We start from the raw sequence: 17923 nt of genomic DNA, 5'->3' as shown, positions 1-17923 counted from the left end.
GTTCATTGCTCAGGTATTCTGCGTGATAAACAGGATGGAGCGGCGCTGCTGCTGCGCTACCTGATGACGAATCGCATGGATGCGCTTATAACGACGTGACTGCCCTTCCAGCCAGCGGGCACGACGGCGATGCGCCTGGCGTAACATTCTCCAGCGGGCCACTTCATTTCTGCTGCGTCTCATCACATCCTCTCTGACTGGCTAAACCCGCGACGCATTATAGTGATCTGGCTAAAAATGCCAAATCGAAACCTTCATCGAAACGTCATCAACGATTAAAGGTTTCGCTGGCGCAGATCAACACGTAAACTTTGCCCATCAAAGCGCGAACGGGACGTCCACTTTATGACCACATTTTATACCCTTATCAGCTGGTTGCTGCTGTTTGGCTACTGGCTGCTGATTGCCGGGGTTACGCTGCGCATCCTGATGAAGCGGCGTGCGGTGACCTCGGCGATGGCCTGGCTGCTGATCATCTACATTCTGCCGCTGGTGGGTATTATCGCCTATCTGTCGTTTGGCGAACTGCATTTAGGTAAACGTCGCGCAGAACGCGCCCGCACCATGTGGCCCTCGACCGCCAAATGGCTCAACGACCTGAAACAGTGTCGTCACATTTTCGCGACTGAACACAGTGACGTGGCGCGTTCCCTGTTCGAGCTGTGCCGTCATCGTCAGGGTATTGCCGGCGTTAAAGGCAATCAGCTGCAGCTGCTGACCAGCGCCGATGACGTGATGCAGGCGCTGATCCGCGATATCCAGCTGGCGCGCCATAATATTGAGATGGTGTTCTACATCTGGCAGCCGGGTGGTCTGGCTGATGATGTGGCGGAATCGCTGATGGCTGCCTCACGGCGCGGCGTGCACTGCCGCCTGATGCTGGACTCCGCCGGCAGCGTGGCGTTCTTCCGCAGTCCGTGGGTGGGCATGATGCGCAACGCCGGTATTGATGTGGTCGAGGCATTGCAGGTTAGCCTGTGGCGTGTGTTCCTGCGCCGCATGGATTTGCGTCAGCACCGCAAAGTGGTGCTGATCGATAACTACATTGCCTATACCGGCAGCATGAACCTGGTGGATCCGCGCTTCTTTAAACAGGATGCTGGCGTGGGTCAGTGGATTGATCTGATGGCGCGCATGGAGGGCCCGGTGGCCACCACCATGGGCATCGTCTACGCCTGCGACTGGGAAATCGAAACCGGCAAACGTATTCTGCCGCCGGCCCCGGACGGCAATGTGATGCCGTTTGAGCAGGAGAGCGGTCACACCATTCAGGTGATCGCCTCAGGTCCGGGCTTCCCGGAGGACATGATTCATCAGGCGCTGCTGACGGCGGTATATTCTGCGCGCGAGCAGCTGATCATGACCACGCCCTACTTCGTGCCGAGCGACGACTTACTGCACGCCATCTGTACCGCCGCGCTGCGTGGCGTTGAGGTGAGCATTGTTGTACCGCGCCACAATGACTCGCTGCTGGTCGGCTGGGCCAGCCGCGCCTTCTTCACTGAACTGCTGGAAGCCGGGGTGAAAATCTATCAGTTTGAAGATGGCCTGTTGCACACCAAGAGTGTGCTGGTGGACGGTCAGCTCAGCCTGGTGGGCACGGTGAACCTGGATATGCGCAGCCTGTGGCTCAACTTCGAGATCACGCTGGTGGTGGATGATGACGGCTTTGGTAGCGATCTCGCCACCGTCCAGGATGATTATATCGCCCGTTCGCGTCTGCTGGACGGCGCGCGCTGGGCAAAACGTGCCTGGTGGCAGCGCATCGTCGAACGACTGTTTTACTTCTTTAGCCCTTTACTGTAAAACGAGCGAAAATATTACCGCCTCAGGGCAAGCAGGAATGACCATGGATTTAAATAATCGCCTTACTGAAGATGAAACGCTGGAACAGGCTTACGATATTTTTCTTGAGCTGGCAGGCGATAACCTCGATCCGGCAGACATCATTCTGTTCAATCTGCAATTTGAAGAGCGCGGCGGTGCCGAGCTGTTTGATCCATCCGAAGACTGGCAGGAACATGTGGATTTCGATCTCAACCCTGACTTCTTCTCAGAAGTGGTGATCGGCCTCGGTGAAGCGGACGGCGAACCGATTACCGATGTGTTCGCGCGGATCCTGCTGTGCCGCGAGAAAGATCATAAGCTGTGTCATATTCTGTGGCGTGAATAAGCCGCAGCGCATAAAAAAACGCCGGGCACTGCCCGGCGTTGTTGTTTATGGCACCGCCCTTATAGCGGATCAACTTTCAGACAGGACACCGCATGGCGGAAACTGCCTTCGAGTAGCGGTCGGGTTTTGGCGCACTCCGGGCCGGCAATCGGGCAGCGGGTGCGGAATACGCAGCCTGATGGCGGATTGATTGGCGACGGCAGTTCCCCTTCCAGCAGCTGAATCTGCTTATTCTTCTCCAGGTCCGGATCAGGAATCGGCACCGCCGACATCAGCGCTTTGGTATACGGATGCTGCGGATCGTTATACACCGCATCATAGGTCCCCAGCTCAACCGCGTGGCCGAGATACATCACCAGTACGCGATCAGAGATGTGCTTCACCACCGCCAGGTCATGCGCGATGAAAATCAGCGACAGGCCCATTTCACGCTGCAGTTTTTGCAGCAGGTTAACCACCTGCGCCTGAATCGACACGTCGAGCGCCGACACCGGCTCATCACAGATAATCAGCTTCGGCTCAAGAATCAGTGCACGGGCGATACCGATACGCTGGCACTGGCCACCGGAGAACTCGTGCGGATAGCGGTTGATGAGGTTCGGCAGCAGACCAACCTTCATCATCATGGTTTTAACCTTATCCTTCACTTCCTGACGCGGCATCTTTGGATAGTAGGTGCGCAGCGGTTCGGCGATGATGTCACCAATGGTCATACGCGGGTTGAGCGAGGCCAGCGGGTCCTGGAAGATCATCTGAATGTCACTGCGCGCCTGACGCCACTCTTCCTGGCTCTGGCCCAGCAGATCGCGCCCCAGCCACGCCACGCGCCCGTCGGTGGCTTTCACCAGACCGATAATGGCGCGCGCCAGCGTGGATTTGCCGCAGCCGGATTCACCGACCACGCCGAGGGTTTCGCCTTCATACAGACGCAGACTGACACCATCCACCGCTTTCAGGGTTTTCGGCGGCTGCCAGAACCACTGCTTGCCGTCTTTGATATCGAAATGCACCTTGAGATCGGCGATTTCCAGCAACACTTTTTTCTCTTCAGTTACGGTGCTCATACTAACTCCTCCACCGGTTTGAAGCAGGCGCGCAGGCGCCCTTCGGCAAACGGTTCAAGCGGCGGTGATTTGGCACAAATATCCATGGCATATGCGCAGCGCGGCTGGAACGGACAGCCCTGCGGCAGACGCAACAGGTTGGGCGGGTTGCCGGGAATGGTGGTCAGCGACTCTCCCTCCGCGTCAAGACGCGGCACCGCGCTTAGCAAACCGATCGAGTAAGGATGGGCCGGCTGGTAGAACACATCGCGCGCACGGCCATACTCCATGGTGCGCCCGGCATACATCACCAGTACCTTGTCACAGATCCCGGCAACAACGCCGAGATCGTGAGTGATCATGATGATGGCGGTGTTAAATTCACGCTTCAGCTCATTCAGCAGCGTCATGATCTGCGCCTGCACGGTGACATCGAGCGCGGTGGTTGGCTCATCGGCAATCAGCAGCTTTGGCCGGCACAGCAGCGCCATGGCGATCATCACGCGCTGACGCATGCCACCGGAAAACTCGTGCGGGAACATCTTCATGCGCTTGCGCGCTTCCGGCATTTTCACCGCATCCAGCATGCGCACCGACTCTTCAAACGCCTGGGCGCTGCTCATGCCTTTGTGCAGTTTCAGCACCTCCATCAGCTGTTCGCCGACGCGCATGTACGGATTGAGCGATGTCATCGGGTCCTGGAAAATCATCGCAATCTGCTCCGCGCGCAGCTTGTTCAGCTTGCTTTCCGGCAGATTGAGGATTTCGCTGCCGTTAAACTGCGCCGAGCCACCAATGCGACCATTTTTCGCCAGCAGTCCCATCAGCGCAAACGCGGTTTGCGATTTTCCGGAGCCGGATTCACCAACAATGCCCAGCGTTTCACCGGCGCGCAGGGAAAAGTTGAGGTCGTTCACAGCGGTCACGTCGCCGTCGTGGGTACTGAAGGTGACGCGCAGATCTTTAACGTCCAGCAGCAGGTTAGCGTTTCCCGCAGGTGCAGCCGCCAGCGGCTGCTGAGTATCATGATGGGTCATCGGGAAACTCCTTAACGATCTTTCGGGTCGAGGGCGTCACGCAGGCCATCGCCGATAAAGTTGAAACAGAACAACGTCACCACCAGGAAGCCCGCCGGGAACATCAGCAGCCACGGTGAAACTTCCATCGAGTTGGCGCCGTCGCTCAACAGCGCGCCCCAGCTGCTCAGTGGCTCCTGGGTGCCGAGGCCAAGAAAGCTCAGGAAGGATTCAAACAGGATCATGCTTGGCACCAGCAGCGAGGCATATACCACCACCACACCCAGCACGTTCGGCACGATGTGCCGCAGCACGATATTGCCGGTAGAAACGCCGCCGACCTGCGCCGCTTCGATGAACTCTTTGCGCTTCAGTCCCAGCGTCTGGCCGCGCACGATACGCGCCATATCCAGCCATGACACCATGCCAATGGCAACGAAGATCAGCAGGATATTGCGGCCAAAGAAGGTCACCAGCAGGATGACGAAGAACATAAACGGGAACGAGTTGAGGATTTCCAGGATACGCATCATCACCGAGTCAATCTTGCCGCCAAGGTAGCCGGCCAGCGAACCGTACAGCGTGCCCACCAGCACCGCGATCAGCGCTGAAGCGATGCCAACCATCAGTGAGATACGGCCGCCAATCGCCACGCGCACCAGCAGGTCACGTCCCGAAGAGTCGGTGCCAAACCAGTGCCCTGAGGTGGTGTCCGGCGGTGCAGACATCATCGCCCAGTCGGTATCATCATATTTGAACTGCGCCAGCATCGGGGCGAACACCACGAACAGCGCAATCACCAGCAGCACCAGCAGGCTGATAAGGGCCGCACGGTTATGAATAAAGCGGCGACGTGCGTCCTGCCACAGGCTGCGCCCTTCCACTTCCAGCTTTTCGCTGAACGCGTCCAGAGCTTCGCTATTTTTCTTACTTAACATCATGAGCGAGCTCCACCATCAGTAACGAATTTTCGGATCGATAACGGCGTACAGCACGTCAACGATCGCGTTGAACAGGATGGTCAGCACGCCGACCAGAATGGTCAGGCTCATCACCAGCGAGTAGTCACGGTTTAGTGCGCCGTTGACGAACAGCTGACCGATGCCCGGCAGACCGTAAATTGATTCGATTACCATCGAACCGGTGATGATGCCAACAAACGCCGGCCCCATATAGGAGAGCACCGGCAGCAGCGCCGGCTTCAGCGCGTGGCGCAGCACAATACGGCGCAACGGCAGACCTTTCGCACGCGCGGTGCGGATGAAGTTGGAGTGCATCACTTCAATCATCGAGCCGCGGGTGATACGGGCGATACTGGCGATGTAAGCCAGTGACAGCGCCACCATCGGCAGTAGCATGTAGTTCCACTGGCCGCCATTCCAGCCGCCGCCTGGCAGCCAGCGCAGGGTGATGGCAAAGATCAGTACCAGCAGCGGTGCCACCACGAAGCTGGGAATGACCACCCCGGTCATCGCCACCCCCATGACCGCATAATCCCACAAACTGTTTTGCTTCAGCGCGGCGATAACCCCCGCCGTGACGCCCAGCACCACCGCAAGGAAGAAGGCTGCCAGCCCCAGTTTGGCCGATACCGGAAACGCATGACCGACCAGGTAGTTAACCGAGTAGTCTTTATATTTAAACGACGGCCCGAAATCGCCGTGTGCCAGCTGCACCAGGTAGCTGAGATACTGTTTGCCGATCGGATCGTTGAGATGATATTTGGCCTCAATGTTGGCCATGACTTCCGGCGCCAGCGCACGCTCGCCGGTGAACGGACTGCCGGGTGCCAGTCGCATCATAAAGAAGGAGATGGTGATCAGAATGAATAGCGTCGGGATGGCTTCAAGGAGCCGACGCAGGATGAATTTTAACATTGCCGTACCTACCAGGCTGTTGCTTCACAAAGTCAAAAAGGCGGCGCCGCAGCACCGCCACTGTCGATAGCCTGAGTGCTATTAATGCTTAATGATGTACAGGTTCTTATCCAGGGTTTTATCCAGCGGATCGTTGCCGGTGTAGCCGCCAACGTACGGTTTCACCAGACGCGCGTTCACGTAGTAGTAAACCGGCACGATGGTGCTGTCTTTATCCAGGATCTGCTCTGCTTTCTGATAATCGGCCACGCGCGCTTTGTCATCCGCCGCTTTCACCGCATCGTGAATCACTTTGTCGAAGTCCGCGCTCTTATAGTGCGAGGTGTTACTGCTGCTGTCCGACAGCATGATGTTCAGGAAGGAGGTCGGTTCGTTATAGTCGGCACACCATGCTGCGCGGGAGACATCGAAGTTGCCCTGATGACGGGTATCCAGGAAGGTTTTCCACTCCTGGTTTTCCAGCTTGATGTTGACGCCGATGTTCTTTTTCCAGATGGACGAGGCGGCAATCGCCAGTTTTTTGTGCAGATCGGAAGTGTTGTACAGCAGGTTGAAGGTCAGCGGTTTGTCGGCGGTATAACCGGCTTCGGCCAGCAATTTCTTCGCTTCTTCGTTACGCTTGTTCTGATCCCACTTGTACCAGTCCGGCGGCAGCAGTTCCATGCCGTCAGTGGCTGGCGGGGTGAAGCTGTAGGCCGGCTGTTGACCCTGCGCCAGCACTTTGTTCACCATGATGTCGCGATCCAGACCCAGCTTCAGCGCGGTACGCACGCGGACATCGGTAAACGGTGCTTTCTGGTTGTTGATTTCATAGTAGTAGGTGCACAGATACGGTTTCACCATCAGCTCTTTACCGTTATCACGCTGCAGTTTTTTAAACAGCTCGATCGGCATGTTGTTGTAAGTGATGTCGCTGCCGTTCTCGGAGAAATAACGGTTCACATCGCTGACTTCGGAGTTGATTGGCAGGAAGGTGACTTTATTCAGTACGGTATGTTCGTTGTCCCAGTATTCCGGGTTACGCACCAGCGTCACGCGTTCGTTGATCACGTGAGATTCCAGTTTAAATGCACCGTTGCCGACCCAGTTCTGCGGCTGCGTCCACTGGTCGCCAAACTTCTCAATGGCGGGCTTATACACCGGTGACATCACCGCGTTGATCAGCAGCTTATCGAAGTACGGTACCGGCTCGCTCAGCGTCACTTCCAGCGTGTGGTCATCCAGTGCTTTCACGCCAAGATCGGAGGTCGGTTTTTTGCCGGCGATGATGTCATCCACGTTGAGGATGTGGCCATACTGCGGGTAGCTCGCATAAGGCGAGGCGGTTTTTGGATCGACCAGACGCTGCCAGCTGTAGACGAAGTCCTGCGCGGTGACCGGCTCGCCGTTTGACCATTTGGCATTTTTACGCAGATGGAAGGTCCAGACTTTGTAGTCTTTGTTTTCCCAGCTTTCCGCGACGCCCGGCACCGGTTTGCCGTTGCTGTCGCTCACGATCAGACCTTCATACAGGTCACGGGCGATATTATCTTCCGGCACGCCTTCGATTTTGTGCGGATCCAGCGACTGCACTTCATCGCCATTGCCGCGCACCAGTTCCTGTTTCGCTGCCAATTCGGTACCCGCCGGTACGTTGGCCGCCAGTGCAGCATTCCCTGCCAGCGCGCCAATGGCCGCCAGTACGCCTGCGGCGATCAGGCTTTTTTTCGTGATGTTGTTCATTATTACGCTCCAGTTTTATTATCGTCACCGGGTCGGCTGACCGCCCGGCGTACCCCGTTTCCGGGAGATCTCCGCCTGTCTGCGCGAAGATCACTACCACCCTGCAGGGTTACCACGGCAACGTGACGCCCGACTGTAGCGCCGGATCGTCACATTACTCAATGTTTCTTTATGTAATAGTATTTCAGCGCCAGCATATCCTGCGGATCTTTGCCGCTGTAACCGCCCACCCACGGCTTCACCAGCCGCACGCTAACGCGGTAGTAAACCGGAATGATCGGTGAATCCTGATCCAGCTGTTGTTCCGCCTGCTGATAGAGCTGCGCGCGCTGCGCGTCATCTGCGGTGTTGAGCGTTTGCGCCATCAGCGCATCAAATGCGGCGCTGTGATAAAACGCGGTGTTGATGGAGGAGCCACTCAGCAGCAGATTGAGGAAGCTGGATGGCTCGTTATAATCCGCACACCAGGTGGCGCGCACCACATCAAACTGTGCCTGATGACGGGTCTCCAGTAGCGTTTTCCACTCCTGATTTTGCAGCGTGACCTGCGCACCGAGATTCTTTTGCCACATCGAGGCAGCCGCAATCGCCTGACGCTTGTTCTGTTCTGAGGTGTTATACAGCAGAGTAAAACGCAGCGGATGCTGGGCATTAAAGCCGGCATCGGCCAGCAGTTGCTTCGCAGTGGCATTCCGCTGCGCCTGAGTTTGCTGTGCCCACGCCGGCGTATTGAGGGAAATACCGTGAATAAACGGCGGCGTCAGGCCGTAGGCCGGGATCTGTCCCTGCCCCATGATTTTCTGCGCGATGATGTCGCGGTCGAGCGTTAACTTCAGCGCGCTGCGTACGCGGACATCGTCAAACGGCGCTTTTTTGTTATTGATTTCGTAATAGAAGGTGCACAGCAGCGGGCTAACCTTTACCTCATCTCCCAGCGCCTGCTGCAGTTTTTTGAACATATCAGGCGGCACCACGCTGTTAGTCATGTCAGTGCCGCCACTGCGATAGCGGTTGATATCACTATTCTCAGAGGTGAGCGCCAGAAACACGCCTTCGTCCAGCGTGGTATGGGCATTGTCCCAGTAGTGCGGATTACGCTTCACCACGATCTGCTCGTTCACCACCCAATCTGCCAGCGTGTAAGCACCATTACCCACGTAGTGCTGCGGCTGTGTCCAGGCATCGCCCCACTGCTCTACCGCCGGACGATACACCGGTTTCATCGAAGTATGAGCCAGCATATCAACAAAATACGGGACCGGTTCAGAGAGCGTAACCTGCAAATGATGATCGTCCAGCGCTTTCACGCCGAGCTGGGAAGGCGCAGCTTTACCGGCGAGGATGGCATCAATGTTGCTGATGTGCGCAGCCTGCAAATAGCTGGCGTACGGCGAGGCGGTGCGGGGATCGGCCAGACGCTGCCAGCTGTAGACAAAATCCTGCGCGGTGACAGGCTCACCATTGCTCCAGCGGGCGTCTTTACGCAGCGTGAACGTCCAGATGCGGCCCTGCTGATTTTGCCACTGCTGCGCCACGCCGGGCACCAGTTGACCGTTGTTGTCGGTCTCAACCAGTCCTTCCAGCAGATTGCGAATCACATTGGATTCCGGCACACCCTCGACTTTTTGTGGATCAAGCGAGGACACTTCGCTGCCGTTGTTAATAACGATGCGTTGCGTATCCGCTAATGACGTCCCGGCTGGGATCTCAGCGGCCTGACTTTGCGCCAGCGCACTGGAGAGGCAAAGCGCCAGAAACGTGCGCGCTGCCGTTTTCGCTACCATGCTTTTCATCAACCAATATCAACCTTCAACATAACCTGATAGCAGTAAGCAAGAAGCGTACACATTTGTTGCTAGCAGATAAAAAATTTTGCGGTGAGCCGAAAATTATCAGAAGCGTTGCCCGCACGCCAAAGCTAAACCACAAAAATGTTAGCTGATTCTCTTTTATCACGTTGCCGCGCACAGGAAAAGTGTTAATTCTTGAGCAGAATTATCGATTAATCCACTGATAAACAATGAATTTCAGCCTGATTTGCACGTTAATTATTCGTTAATCAACTAACTTTATAATATTTACGAATATTGCTGCTTTCAATGCTGAAGCCCGGATATTTATTCGGATTTACAGCGCAAGCCATAGAATGATACTGCGGATTATTTGCAGAGCAGAGGGATATACTGTGACAATTATCACAGTATTTTGCGGGTCAGGCTATGTGCAGGATGGCATAAGTAGTAAAACTGATGAGGTTAAGCCAATATTAAGCGCGACAAATAAAATCACTATAATGGTGCAATATTTCGTTTAATTGCACCATTCTGGTTCACAAAGCGCTTAGCGATAAAAAATAACCGCCGTTAATTCAGTAATCCTGGAAACAGGGCTTTCATTCCGGTCACGACAAATTCAATGCCCAGCGCCATGAGCAGCAGCCCCATGATACGCGTAATGACGTTGATACCGGTTTGTCCCAATACGCGCACCATCAGCGGTGCGGCCCGGAACAATAACCAGCAGCAGAAGGCAAATATCGCAATCGCCAGGGTAAAGCCCAGCAGATTTGGCCAGCTGTGATAACGCGAGCTCCAGACAATGGTCGAACTGATCGCGCCCGGCCCTGCCATCAGCGGCAGCGCCAGCGGCACCACGCCGATGCTTTCACGAATCGCCGTTTCTGACTTCTCCTGCTTGTTCTGTTTGTCTTCACCCAGCTTGCCGCTGATCATCGACATGGCGATGGTGACCACCAGAATGCCGCCGGCGATGCGGAAAGAGTCAATCGAGATACCAAACAGATGCAGGATACCGTCGCCAAGGAACAGCGAGGTCCAGAGGATAATCGCCACCGCCAGGTTCGCGGTCAGGTTGGTTTTATTGCGCTCCGCCACCGCCTGGTAGCTGGTCATGCTGATAAATACCGGAATAATGCCGACCGGGTTAACCAGCGCGAACAAACCCACAAAAAATTTAATGTAGCCAGAAAGATCGAGTAGCGCAGGGGTCACGGTGGGCTCCAGGTGATGGCGAAAAAAATCGCGCTTAATGTAGTGCAAAAGCCTGGCGAAACACCAGAGGCTAACGCAGAAATAAATGCTGCACTTGAAGCACTATCCCAGTTTATTCCGCTACTGTTAGCGCTATGTTATCGGCCTGCAGCCGGTCAGATCGGCTTCTGTAGCCGTCGACGCTAACTTTACTTGCAAAAGTGAGCGCTGAAAGGTGTCAGCTGATAGTTAAATTGATCTGCATCATAAATCGCCTACCCCATCAGGGGTAATCTTAGCCCATCGGAACTCAACCCTGTGACACAGGTCATCCTGGCGGAAAAACCTTTTTAGTAAGCAACGGCACGGACATCGCCATCCTAACCCATCCATAAGCGTAACGAGACTATACTTCTGGATTCAGGCTTGTTTACTAAAAAAGTTTAACTTCCTTAGGAGAGTATTATGGCCGTTACTAATGTTGCCGAGCTTAACGCACTGGTAGAACGTGTTAAAAAGGCACAGCGCGAATACGCCAATTTTAGTCAGGAACAAGTTGATACCATTTTCCGTGCAGCCGCCCTCGCCGCTGCCGATGCCCGTATCCCTCTCGCCAAAATGGCCGTTGCCGAATCCGGCATGGGTATCGTTGAAGATAAAGTCATCAAAAACCACTTCGCTTCCGAATACATCTATAACGCTTACAAAGACGAAAAAACCTGTGGCGTGCTGGACACTGATGACACCTTTGGCACCATCACTATCGCTGAGCCGATTGGCCTGATTTGTGGCATCGTGCCCACCACCAACCCGACCTCTACCGCCATCTTCAAGGCCCTGATTAGCCTGAAAACCCGTAACGGTATCATCTTCTCTCCTCATCCACGTGCCAAAGATGCCACCAATAAAGCGGCAGATATCGTACTGCAGGCTGCTATCGCGGCCGGTGCGCCAAAAGACATTATTGGCTGGATTGATGCGCCATCGGTTGAACTCTCTAACCAGCTGATGCATCACCCGGATATCAACCTGATTCTCGCCACCGGTGGTCCGGGCATGGTGAAAGCGGCTTACAGCTCCGGCAAACCAGCGATTGGTGTGGGCGCGGGTAACACCCCGGTGGTGATTGACGAAACGGCCGATATCAAACGCGCGGTTGCCTCGATCCTGATGTCAAAAACCTTCGACAACGGCGTGATTTGTGCGTCTGAACAGTCAGTGATTGTCGTGGATTCTGTCTATGATGCCGTGCGTGAGCGCTTCGCCAGCCACGGTGGCTACCTGCTGCAGGGCAAAGAGCTGAAAGCGGTGCAGGATATCATCCTGAAAAATGGCGCGCTGAATGCGGCGATTGTCGGCCAGCCGGCTTACAAAATTGCTGAACTGGCAGGGATTAGCGTGCCGGTGAGCACCAAAATTCTGATTGGTGAAGTGAAACTGGTGGATGAGTCTGAGCCGTTCGCCCATGAGAAGCTCTCGCCAACGCTGGCCATGTACCGCGCGAAAGACTATTACGATGCGGTGGATAAAGCAGAAAAACTGGTGGCAATGGGCGGTATCGGCCACACCTCCTGTCTTTATACCGACCAGGACAACCAGCGCGAGCGCGTAAACTTCTTCGGCGACAAAATGAAAACCGCGCGCATCCTGATCAACACCCCGGCTTCACAGGGCGGGATCGGTGACCTGTATAACTTCAAGCTGGCCCCTTCACTCACGCTGGGCTGCGGTTCATGGGGTGGTAACTCTATCTCTGAAAACGTGGGTCCAAAACACCTGATCAACAAGAAAACCGTGGCCAAGCGAGCTGAAAATATGTTGTGGCATAAACTTCCGAAGTCTATCTACTTCCGCCGCGGTTCACTGCCAATTGCGCTGGAAGAAGTGGCGACTGACGGTGCGAAACGCGCCTTTATCGTCACCGACCGCTTCCTGTTCAACAACGGTTATGCTGACCAGGTCACCCGCGTGCTGAAGTCGCACGGTATTGAAACCGAAGTGTTCTTTGAAGTAGAAGCAGACCCAACGCTGAGCATCGTGCGTAAAGGTGCCGAGCAGATGAACAGCTTCAAACCTGATGTGATTATCGCACTGGGCGGGGGTTCACCGATGGATGCGGCCAAGATTATGTGGGTGATGTATGAACATCCGGAAACTCACTTTGAAGAACTGGCGCTGCGCTTTATGGACATCCGTAAACGTATCTACAAGTTCCCGAAAATGGGTGTCAAAGCACGTATGGTGGCGATTACCACGACTTCAGGTACCGGTTCAGAAGTTACCCCGTTTGCAGTGGTTACCGACGATGCGACTGGCCAGAAATATCCGCTGGCAGACTATGCGCTGACGCCGGATATGGCGATTGTCGATGCCAACCTGGTAATGGAGATGCCGCGTTCGCTGTGCGCCTTTGGGGGTCTGGATGCCGTCACCCATGCGCTGGAAGCCTACGTATCGGTACTGGCCAACGAATACTCTGACGGTCAGGCGCTGCAGGCACTGAAGCTGCTGAAAGAGAATCTGCCTGCCAGCTATCGTGACGGCGCGAAAAATCCTGTGGCGCGTGAGCGTGTTCACAATGCGGCGACCATTGCCGGTATCGCTTTCGCCAACGCCTTCCTCGGCGTGTGTCACTCCATGGCGCATAAACTGGGCTCTGAGTTCCACATTCCACACGGTCTGGCCAACGCCCTGCTGATTTGTAACGTGATTCGCTACAACGCGAATGACAATCCAACCAAGCAGACTGCCTTCAGCCAGTACGACCGTCCGCAGGCACGCCGCCGCTATGCGGAGATTGCTGACCATCTCGGTCTGAGCGCTGCCGGTGACCGTACCGCGCAGAAAATTGAAAAACTGCTGGCATGGCTGGAAGAGATGAAAACTCAGCTGGGCATCCCAACTTCTATCCGCGAAGCGGGCGTGCAGGAAGCTGACTTCCTGGCGAAAGTCGACAAACTGGCGGATGATGCGTTCGATGACCAGTGTACCGGCGCTAACCCACGCTATCCGCTGATTGCCGAGCTGAAACAAATCATGCTGGATACCTTCTATGGCCGTGAGTTCTCAGAAGCAGATAACAGTGTTGCCGCTGAGGGTGAAGCTAAAGCCGTAAAGAGTGAGAAGAAAACCAAAAAGGCCTGACTGGCCTGATACAAAAAAACCCGCTGCGGCGGGTTTTTTTTATGCTGCGGCTATTCAGGCGTGAGGCAGTTGTGAACCGTAAATGGCGTTTAGCGAGCCGTCATTAATCGCCTGTTTATAGTGCTTGCGGCACACAGAGATATAGCGCTCATTACCACCGATCACCACCTGCTCCCCTTCGCTGAACGGTTTACCCTGCGCATCCAGCCGTAACACCATGCTGGCTTTGCGTCCACAGTGACACACGGTTTTCAATTCCACCAGCTTATCGGCCCAGGCCAGTAAATACTGACTGCCGGTAAATAACTCACCGCGAAAGTCGGTACGCAGACCATAACACAGCACCGGAATATCCAGATTATCTACCACGTCCGACAGGGCTTTCACCTGCTCACGCGTCAGAAACTGGCTCTCATCCACCAGTACACAGTGAACCGTCTGCTTCGCGTGCTGTTCCGCAATTTCACTTTCCAGGCTGGTCTGCGCGTTATATAAAAAAGCCGGAGACGAAAGACCAATACGCGAGCTGACTTTTCCGGCGCCGAAGCGGTCGTCAATTTCCGCGGTATACACCAGCGTACGCATGCCGCGCTCATGGTAATTGTAGGAAGACTGCAGCAATGCGGTGGATTTTCCCGCGTTCATCGCTGAGTAATAAAAATAGAGTTGCGCCATAAAATGTCTCTTGTCACTGCCCGAAACTGTTGCGCGTGAGTCTATCATAAAGCTGCTGCACTGTTGCGATGCATTATTTTTATCAACTGCTCAAATTAACGCCATCATCATAGATCAGCGGCATCGTTATCAACATTTCGCACGTTATGTCAAAGCCGTGATCATGCAGCAATTTTATTCAGTATTATTATCGCTGATGCCCGGGCGAAAGGCGCACAGCGGTATTTATCCCTGCAAAACCTGTGCTATCAAATCTATAAAAAGAATAATAAATAGCGCCTTAAAAAGCTTAACAACATTAACTTTACGTTTTGCTTTTTAATCTGGCTATTGCAGTTATTTTTCACCGCCACTATTATGAGGCGGCAGAACAACTCCATTTATTATATTTTGAGATTAGGACAATGAGCGAAGCACTTAAAATTCTTAATAATATCCGTACATTGCGCGCGCAGGCTCGGGAATGCTCTCTGGAAACACTGGAAGAGATGCTGGAAAAACTTGAGGTTGTGGTGAATGAACGTCGTGAAGAAGAATCTCTTGCCCAGGCGGAAAATGCCGAGCGCAGCCGTAAGCTGGAACAATATCGTGAAATGCTGATGGCAGACGGTATTGATCCAAACGAACTGCTGCAGGCATTAGCTGAAACCAAAGCGCCAGGTAAAGCCAAACGCGCGGCACGTCCGGCGAAGTATGGTTACGTCGACGAGAACGGTGAGAACCGTACCTGGACCGGCCAGGGACGTACGCCAGCCGTGATTAAAAAAGCGATTGAAGAACAAGGTAAACAACTGGACGATTTCCAGCTGTAAGGAACCAGTGCTTCGCAGCATGCCAGCCCTGGCGCTGTGCTCTGTTTTACACCGGGTAAGAAAAAAGGAAGCCGCTGGCTTCCTTTTTTTATCGCGACTTATTGCTGATAGAAGTCGCGGTACCAGTCAACAAAACGCTGCACGCCCTGCTCTACGCTGGTCTGCGGGCGGAAATTTATCGCGTCATACAGCGGCTGGGTGTCTGCACTGGTGCCTAATACATCGCCGGGCTGCATCGGCAGCATATTTTTCTTCGCCTCAATCCCCAGCGCTTTTTCCAGCGACTCAATGTAAGTCATCAGGCTGGTAGGCTGACTATTGCCAATATTGTAGACACGATACGGTGCCGAACTGGTGGCAGGCGAGCCGTTTTCCACCGTCCAGTTTTCATCTGCCTGCGGAATCACGTCCTGCAAACGCACAATCGCTTCGGCAATATCATCAATATAGGTAAAGTCACGTGTCATCTGGCCGCGGTTATACACATCGATCGCGTCACCGGCCAGCATCGCGCGGGTGAACTTAAACAGCGCCATATCAGGACGGCCCCACGGACCATAAACGGTAAAGAAGCGCAATCCGGTGGTAGGTAATTGGTAAAGGTGTGAATAGGTATGCGACATTAATTCGTTGGCTTTTTTCGTCGCAGCATAAAGTGATACCGGATGATCAACGGAATCATCCGTGGAGAACGGCATTTTACGGTTCAGGCCATAAACCGAACTCGATGAAGCATACAGCAGGTGGCCAATCTTATGATGACGGCAACCTTCCAGAATATTTAAGTGACCAATCAGGTTGGCATCAGCGTAGGCGTGCGGATTCTCAATGGAATAGCGAACACCCGCCTGTGCACCTAAATGGATCACACGCGCAAAAGCATGCTGTTCAAACAGGGAAGAAATGGCCTGGCGATCTGCCAGGTCCATTTTAAGAAAAGTAAACGCGGGATGTGCGGTAATCTGGTCGAGGCGCGCCTGTTTCAGGCTGACATCGTAGTAATCATTCAGGTTATCGATACCAACAACCTGGTGACCGGCAGCCAGCAAACGCTGACTAACGTGAAAACCAATAAATCCTGCCGCGCCGGTGACCAGAAAATTCATACATCCCTCATTTATTACACAATTTGAATAGACGCTCCGCGGCCGATTGCATAATAAACGAAACCGCGTTTGCTGATACGCTCCGGATCATACAGGTTACGACCATCAAAAATCACGGGTTGTTTTAACGAGGATTTAATCACGTCGAAATCCGGAGCACGGAAGTTCTGCCACTCGGTGCAGATCACCAGACCATCGGCGCCCTGCAGCGCAGCTTCTTTAGTGCCGCACAGCTTCAGATCGTCACGATGGCCGTAGATGCGCTGAGCTTCTTCCATCGCTTCCGGATCAAACGCCTGCACCGTTGCGCCCGCCTGCCACAGTGCTTCCATCAGCACGCGGCTTGAGGCTTCACGCATGTCGTCGGTGTTCGGTTTGAACGCCAGACCCCACAGCGCAAACGTCTTGCCACGCAGATCGTCGCCAAAGTGACGTTTAATAAACGTCGGCAGCTTGTTCTTCTGCGAATCGTTGACGTCTTCTACCGCCTGCAACAGGCGCGGGGTGTAGCCGATTGACTCTGCAGTGCGAATCAGCGCCTGCACGTCTTTCGGGAAGCAGGAACCGCCGTAACCACAGCCCGGATAAATAAAGTGATAACCGATGCGTGAATCAGAACCGATGCCCTGACGTACTTTTTCCACGTCAGCACCCAGGCGTTCCGCAAGGTTGGAAATCTCGTTCATGAAGCTGATTTTGGTCGCCAGCATGCAGTTAGCTGCATATTTGGTCAGCTCTGCACTGCGGATATCCATCAGAATCATGCGATCGTGATTACGGTTAAACGGTTCGTACAGTTCACGCAGCAGTTCGACCACTTCATCATTATCGGTGCCCACCACGATACGTTCCGGACGCATGCAATCGTTAACTGCGGCGCCCTCTTTCAGGAACTCCGGGTTGGAGACCACATCGAACGCAATATTGGCATCACGCTGCTTCAGCGTTTCGCTCATCACCGCGCGCACGCGGTCAGCGGTGCCTACCGGTACGGTAGATTTGTCGATGACGACTTTGTGATCGTTCATGTGCTGCGCAATAGTACGCGCAACCGCAGTCACATATTTCAGGTCGGCAGAGCCATCCTCATCCGGCGGCGTGCCCACAGCAATAAACTGCATTACGCCATGGTTTACGCCCTCTTCTGCGTTGGTGCTGAATTTCAGACGCCCCGCTTCATAGTTAGACATAACCAGCGGCGTCAGGCCCGGTTCAAAAATTGGGATGATGCCCTTTTTCAGGCTTTCGACTTTCTTTTCGTCGACATCAATACAGAGAACGTCATGTCCGACTTCGGCCAACACCGCAGCCTGAACCAGACCGACATAGCCGATACCAAATACAGTGACTTTCATTGAATTATCC

The 17923-nt window shown here is 54.2% G+C and carries 16 protein-coding genes; 5 read left to right on the top strand and 11 right to left on the bottom strand.

Going from position 1 to position 17923, the window contains the following annotated elements; all coding sequences use genetic code 11:
• Positions 1-9: 9 nt before the first annotated feature.
• The gene (locus tag AC6I79_RS09270; protein WP_088517180.1) at positions 10-183 is read right to left on the bottom strand and encodes a YciY family protein; all 174 of its coding nucleotides are present in this window, start codon (positions 181-183) and stop codon (positions 10-12) included.
• Between the two features lie 162 nt (positions 184-345).
• Between AC6I79_RS09270 and cls the strand changes: the two genes are divergently transcribed.
• Positions 346-1806, top strand: a complete 1461-nt coding sequence (gene cls, locus AC6I79_RS09265; protein WP_021510090.1) for a cardiolipin synthase — start codon at positions 346-348, stop codon at positions 1804-1806.
• A 37-nt stretch (positions 1807-1843) separates the two neighbouring features.
• Entirely contained in the window at positions 1844-2173 is a 330-nt protein-coding gene (locus AC6I79_RS09260) for an HI1450 family dsDNA-mimic protein (protein WP_013509338.1), read from the top strand.
• 59 nt (positions 2174-2232) lie between these two features.
• Here AC6I79_RS09260 and oppF read toward each other — a convergent pair whose 3' ends face one another.
• The 7 genes from oppF to AC6I79_RS09225 all read right to left on the bottom strand — a co-directional run bounded on the left by oppF (position 2233) and on the right by AC6I79_RS09225 (position 10842).
• A complete protein-coding gene (gene oppF / locus AC6I79_RS09255; RefSeq protein WP_058785617.1) occupies positions 2233-3237 on the bottom strand; it encodes a murein tripeptide/oligopeptide ABC transporter ATP binding protein OppF in 1005 nt (334 codons plus the stop codon).
• Positions 3234-4253, bottom strand: coding sequence for an ABC transporter ATP-binding protein (locus AC6I79_RS09250; RefSeq protein ID WP_021510087.1), 1020 nt, complete (start codon positions 4251-4253; stop codon positions 3234-3236). Before AC6I79_RS09250 ends, oppF begins: the two co-directional genes overlap by 4 nt.
• Before the next feature lie 11 nt (positions 4254-4264).
• Positions 4265-5173 carry an oligopeptide ABC transporter permease OppC gene (oppC, locus tag AC6I79_RS09245; protein WP_021510086.1) on the bottom strand — a complete coding sequence of 303 codons (909 nt, stop codon included), beginning with the start codon at positions 5171-5173 and terminating at the stop codon, positions 4265-4267.
• A 15-nt stretch (positions 5174-5188) separates the two neighbouring features.
• Positions 5189-6109, bottom strand: coding sequence for an oligopeptide ABC transporter permease OppB (oppB, locus tag AC6I79_RS09240; RefSeq protein ID WP_021510085.1), 921 nt, complete (start codon positions 6107-6109; stop codon positions 5189-5191).
• An 81-nt stretch (positions 6110-6190) separates the two neighbouring features.
• Positions 6191-7831, bottom strand: a complete 1641-nt coding sequence (oppA, locus tag AC6I79_RS09235; RefSeq protein WP_021510084.1) for an oligopeptide ABC transporter substrate-binding protein OppA — start codon at positions 7829-7831, stop codon at positions 6191-6193.
• A gap of 158 nt (positions 7832-7989) precedes the next feature.
• Positions 7990-9624 (bottom strand): ABC transporter substrate-binding protein, encoded by a 1635-nt coding sequence (locus tag AC6I79_RS09230; protein ID WP_211724399.1) that lies wholly within the window; start codon positions 9622-9624, stop codon positions 7990-7992.
• 570 nt (positions 9625-10194) lie between these two features.
• A complete protein-coding gene (locus AC6I79_RS09225) occupies positions 10195-10842 on the bottom strand; it encodes a YchE family NAAT transporter (RefSeq protein ID WP_031280216.1) in 648 nt (215 codons plus the stop codon).
• A 444-nt stretch (positions 10843-11286) separates the two neighbouring features.
• Here AC6I79_RS09225 and adhE point away from each other — a divergent pair, with 444 nt between their 5' ends.
• Entirely contained in the window at positions 11287-13965 is a 2679-nt protein-coding gene (adhE, locus tag AC6I79_RS09220; RefSeq protein ID WP_058771261.1) for a bifunctional acetaldehyde-CoA/alcohol dehydrogenase, read from the top strand.
• Positions 13966-14019: 54 nt separating this feature from the next.
• Here adhE and tdk read toward each other — a convergent pair whose 3' ends face one another.
• The gene (gene tdk, locus AC6I79_RS09215; RefSeq protein ID WP_159378125.1) at positions 14020-14640 is read right to left on the bottom strand and encodes a thymidine kinase; all 621 of its coding nucleotides are present in this window, start codon (positions 14638-14640) and stop codon (positions 14020-14022) included.
• A 10-nt stretch (positions 14641-14650) separates the two neighbouring features.
• Here tdk and AC6I79_RS09210 point away from each other — a divergent pair, with 10 nt between their 5' ends.
• Both AC6I79_RS09210 and hns read left to right on the top strand, forming a co-directional pair.
• Positions 14651-14962 carry a hypothetical protein gene (locus tag AC6I79_RS09210; RefSeq protein WP_498027711.1) on the top strand — a complete coding sequence of 104 codons (312 nt, stop codon included), beginning with the start codon at positions 14651-14653 and terminating at the stop codon, positions 14960-14962.
• An 82-nt stretch (positions 14963-15044) separates the two neighbouring features.
• On the top strand, positions 15045-15452 hold the full coding sequence (gene hns, locus AC6I79_RS09205; protein WP_498027710.1) for a histone-like nucleoid-structuring protein H-NS: 408 nt from the start codon (positions 15045-15047) through the stop codon (positions 15450-15452).
• Between the two features lie 98 nt (positions 15453-15550).
• Here the strand turns inward: hns and AC6I79_RS09200 are convergent, their stop codons facing one another.
• Both AC6I79_RS09200 and AC6I79_RS09195 read right to left on the bottom strand, forming a co-directional pair.
• Entirely contained in the window at positions 15551-16558 is a 1008-nt protein-coding gene (locus AC6I79_RS09200; protein WP_058757710.1) for an NAD-dependent epimerase, read from the bottom strand.
• Positions 16559-16572: 14 nt separating this feature from the next.
• Positions 16573-17913 carry a UDP-glucose dehydrogenase family protein gene (locus AC6I79_RS09195; RefSeq protein ID WP_058757711.1) on the bottom strand — a complete coding sequence of 447 codons (1341 nt, stop codon included), beginning with the start codon at positions 17911-17913 and terminating at the stop codon, positions 16573-16575.
• Positions 17914-17923: the final 10 nt, after the last annotated feature.

Source organism: gamma proteobacterium symbiont of Scutellera amethystina, assembly GCF_059730845.1.
This window is presented reverse-complemented; position numbering and strand designations above follow the sequence as displayed.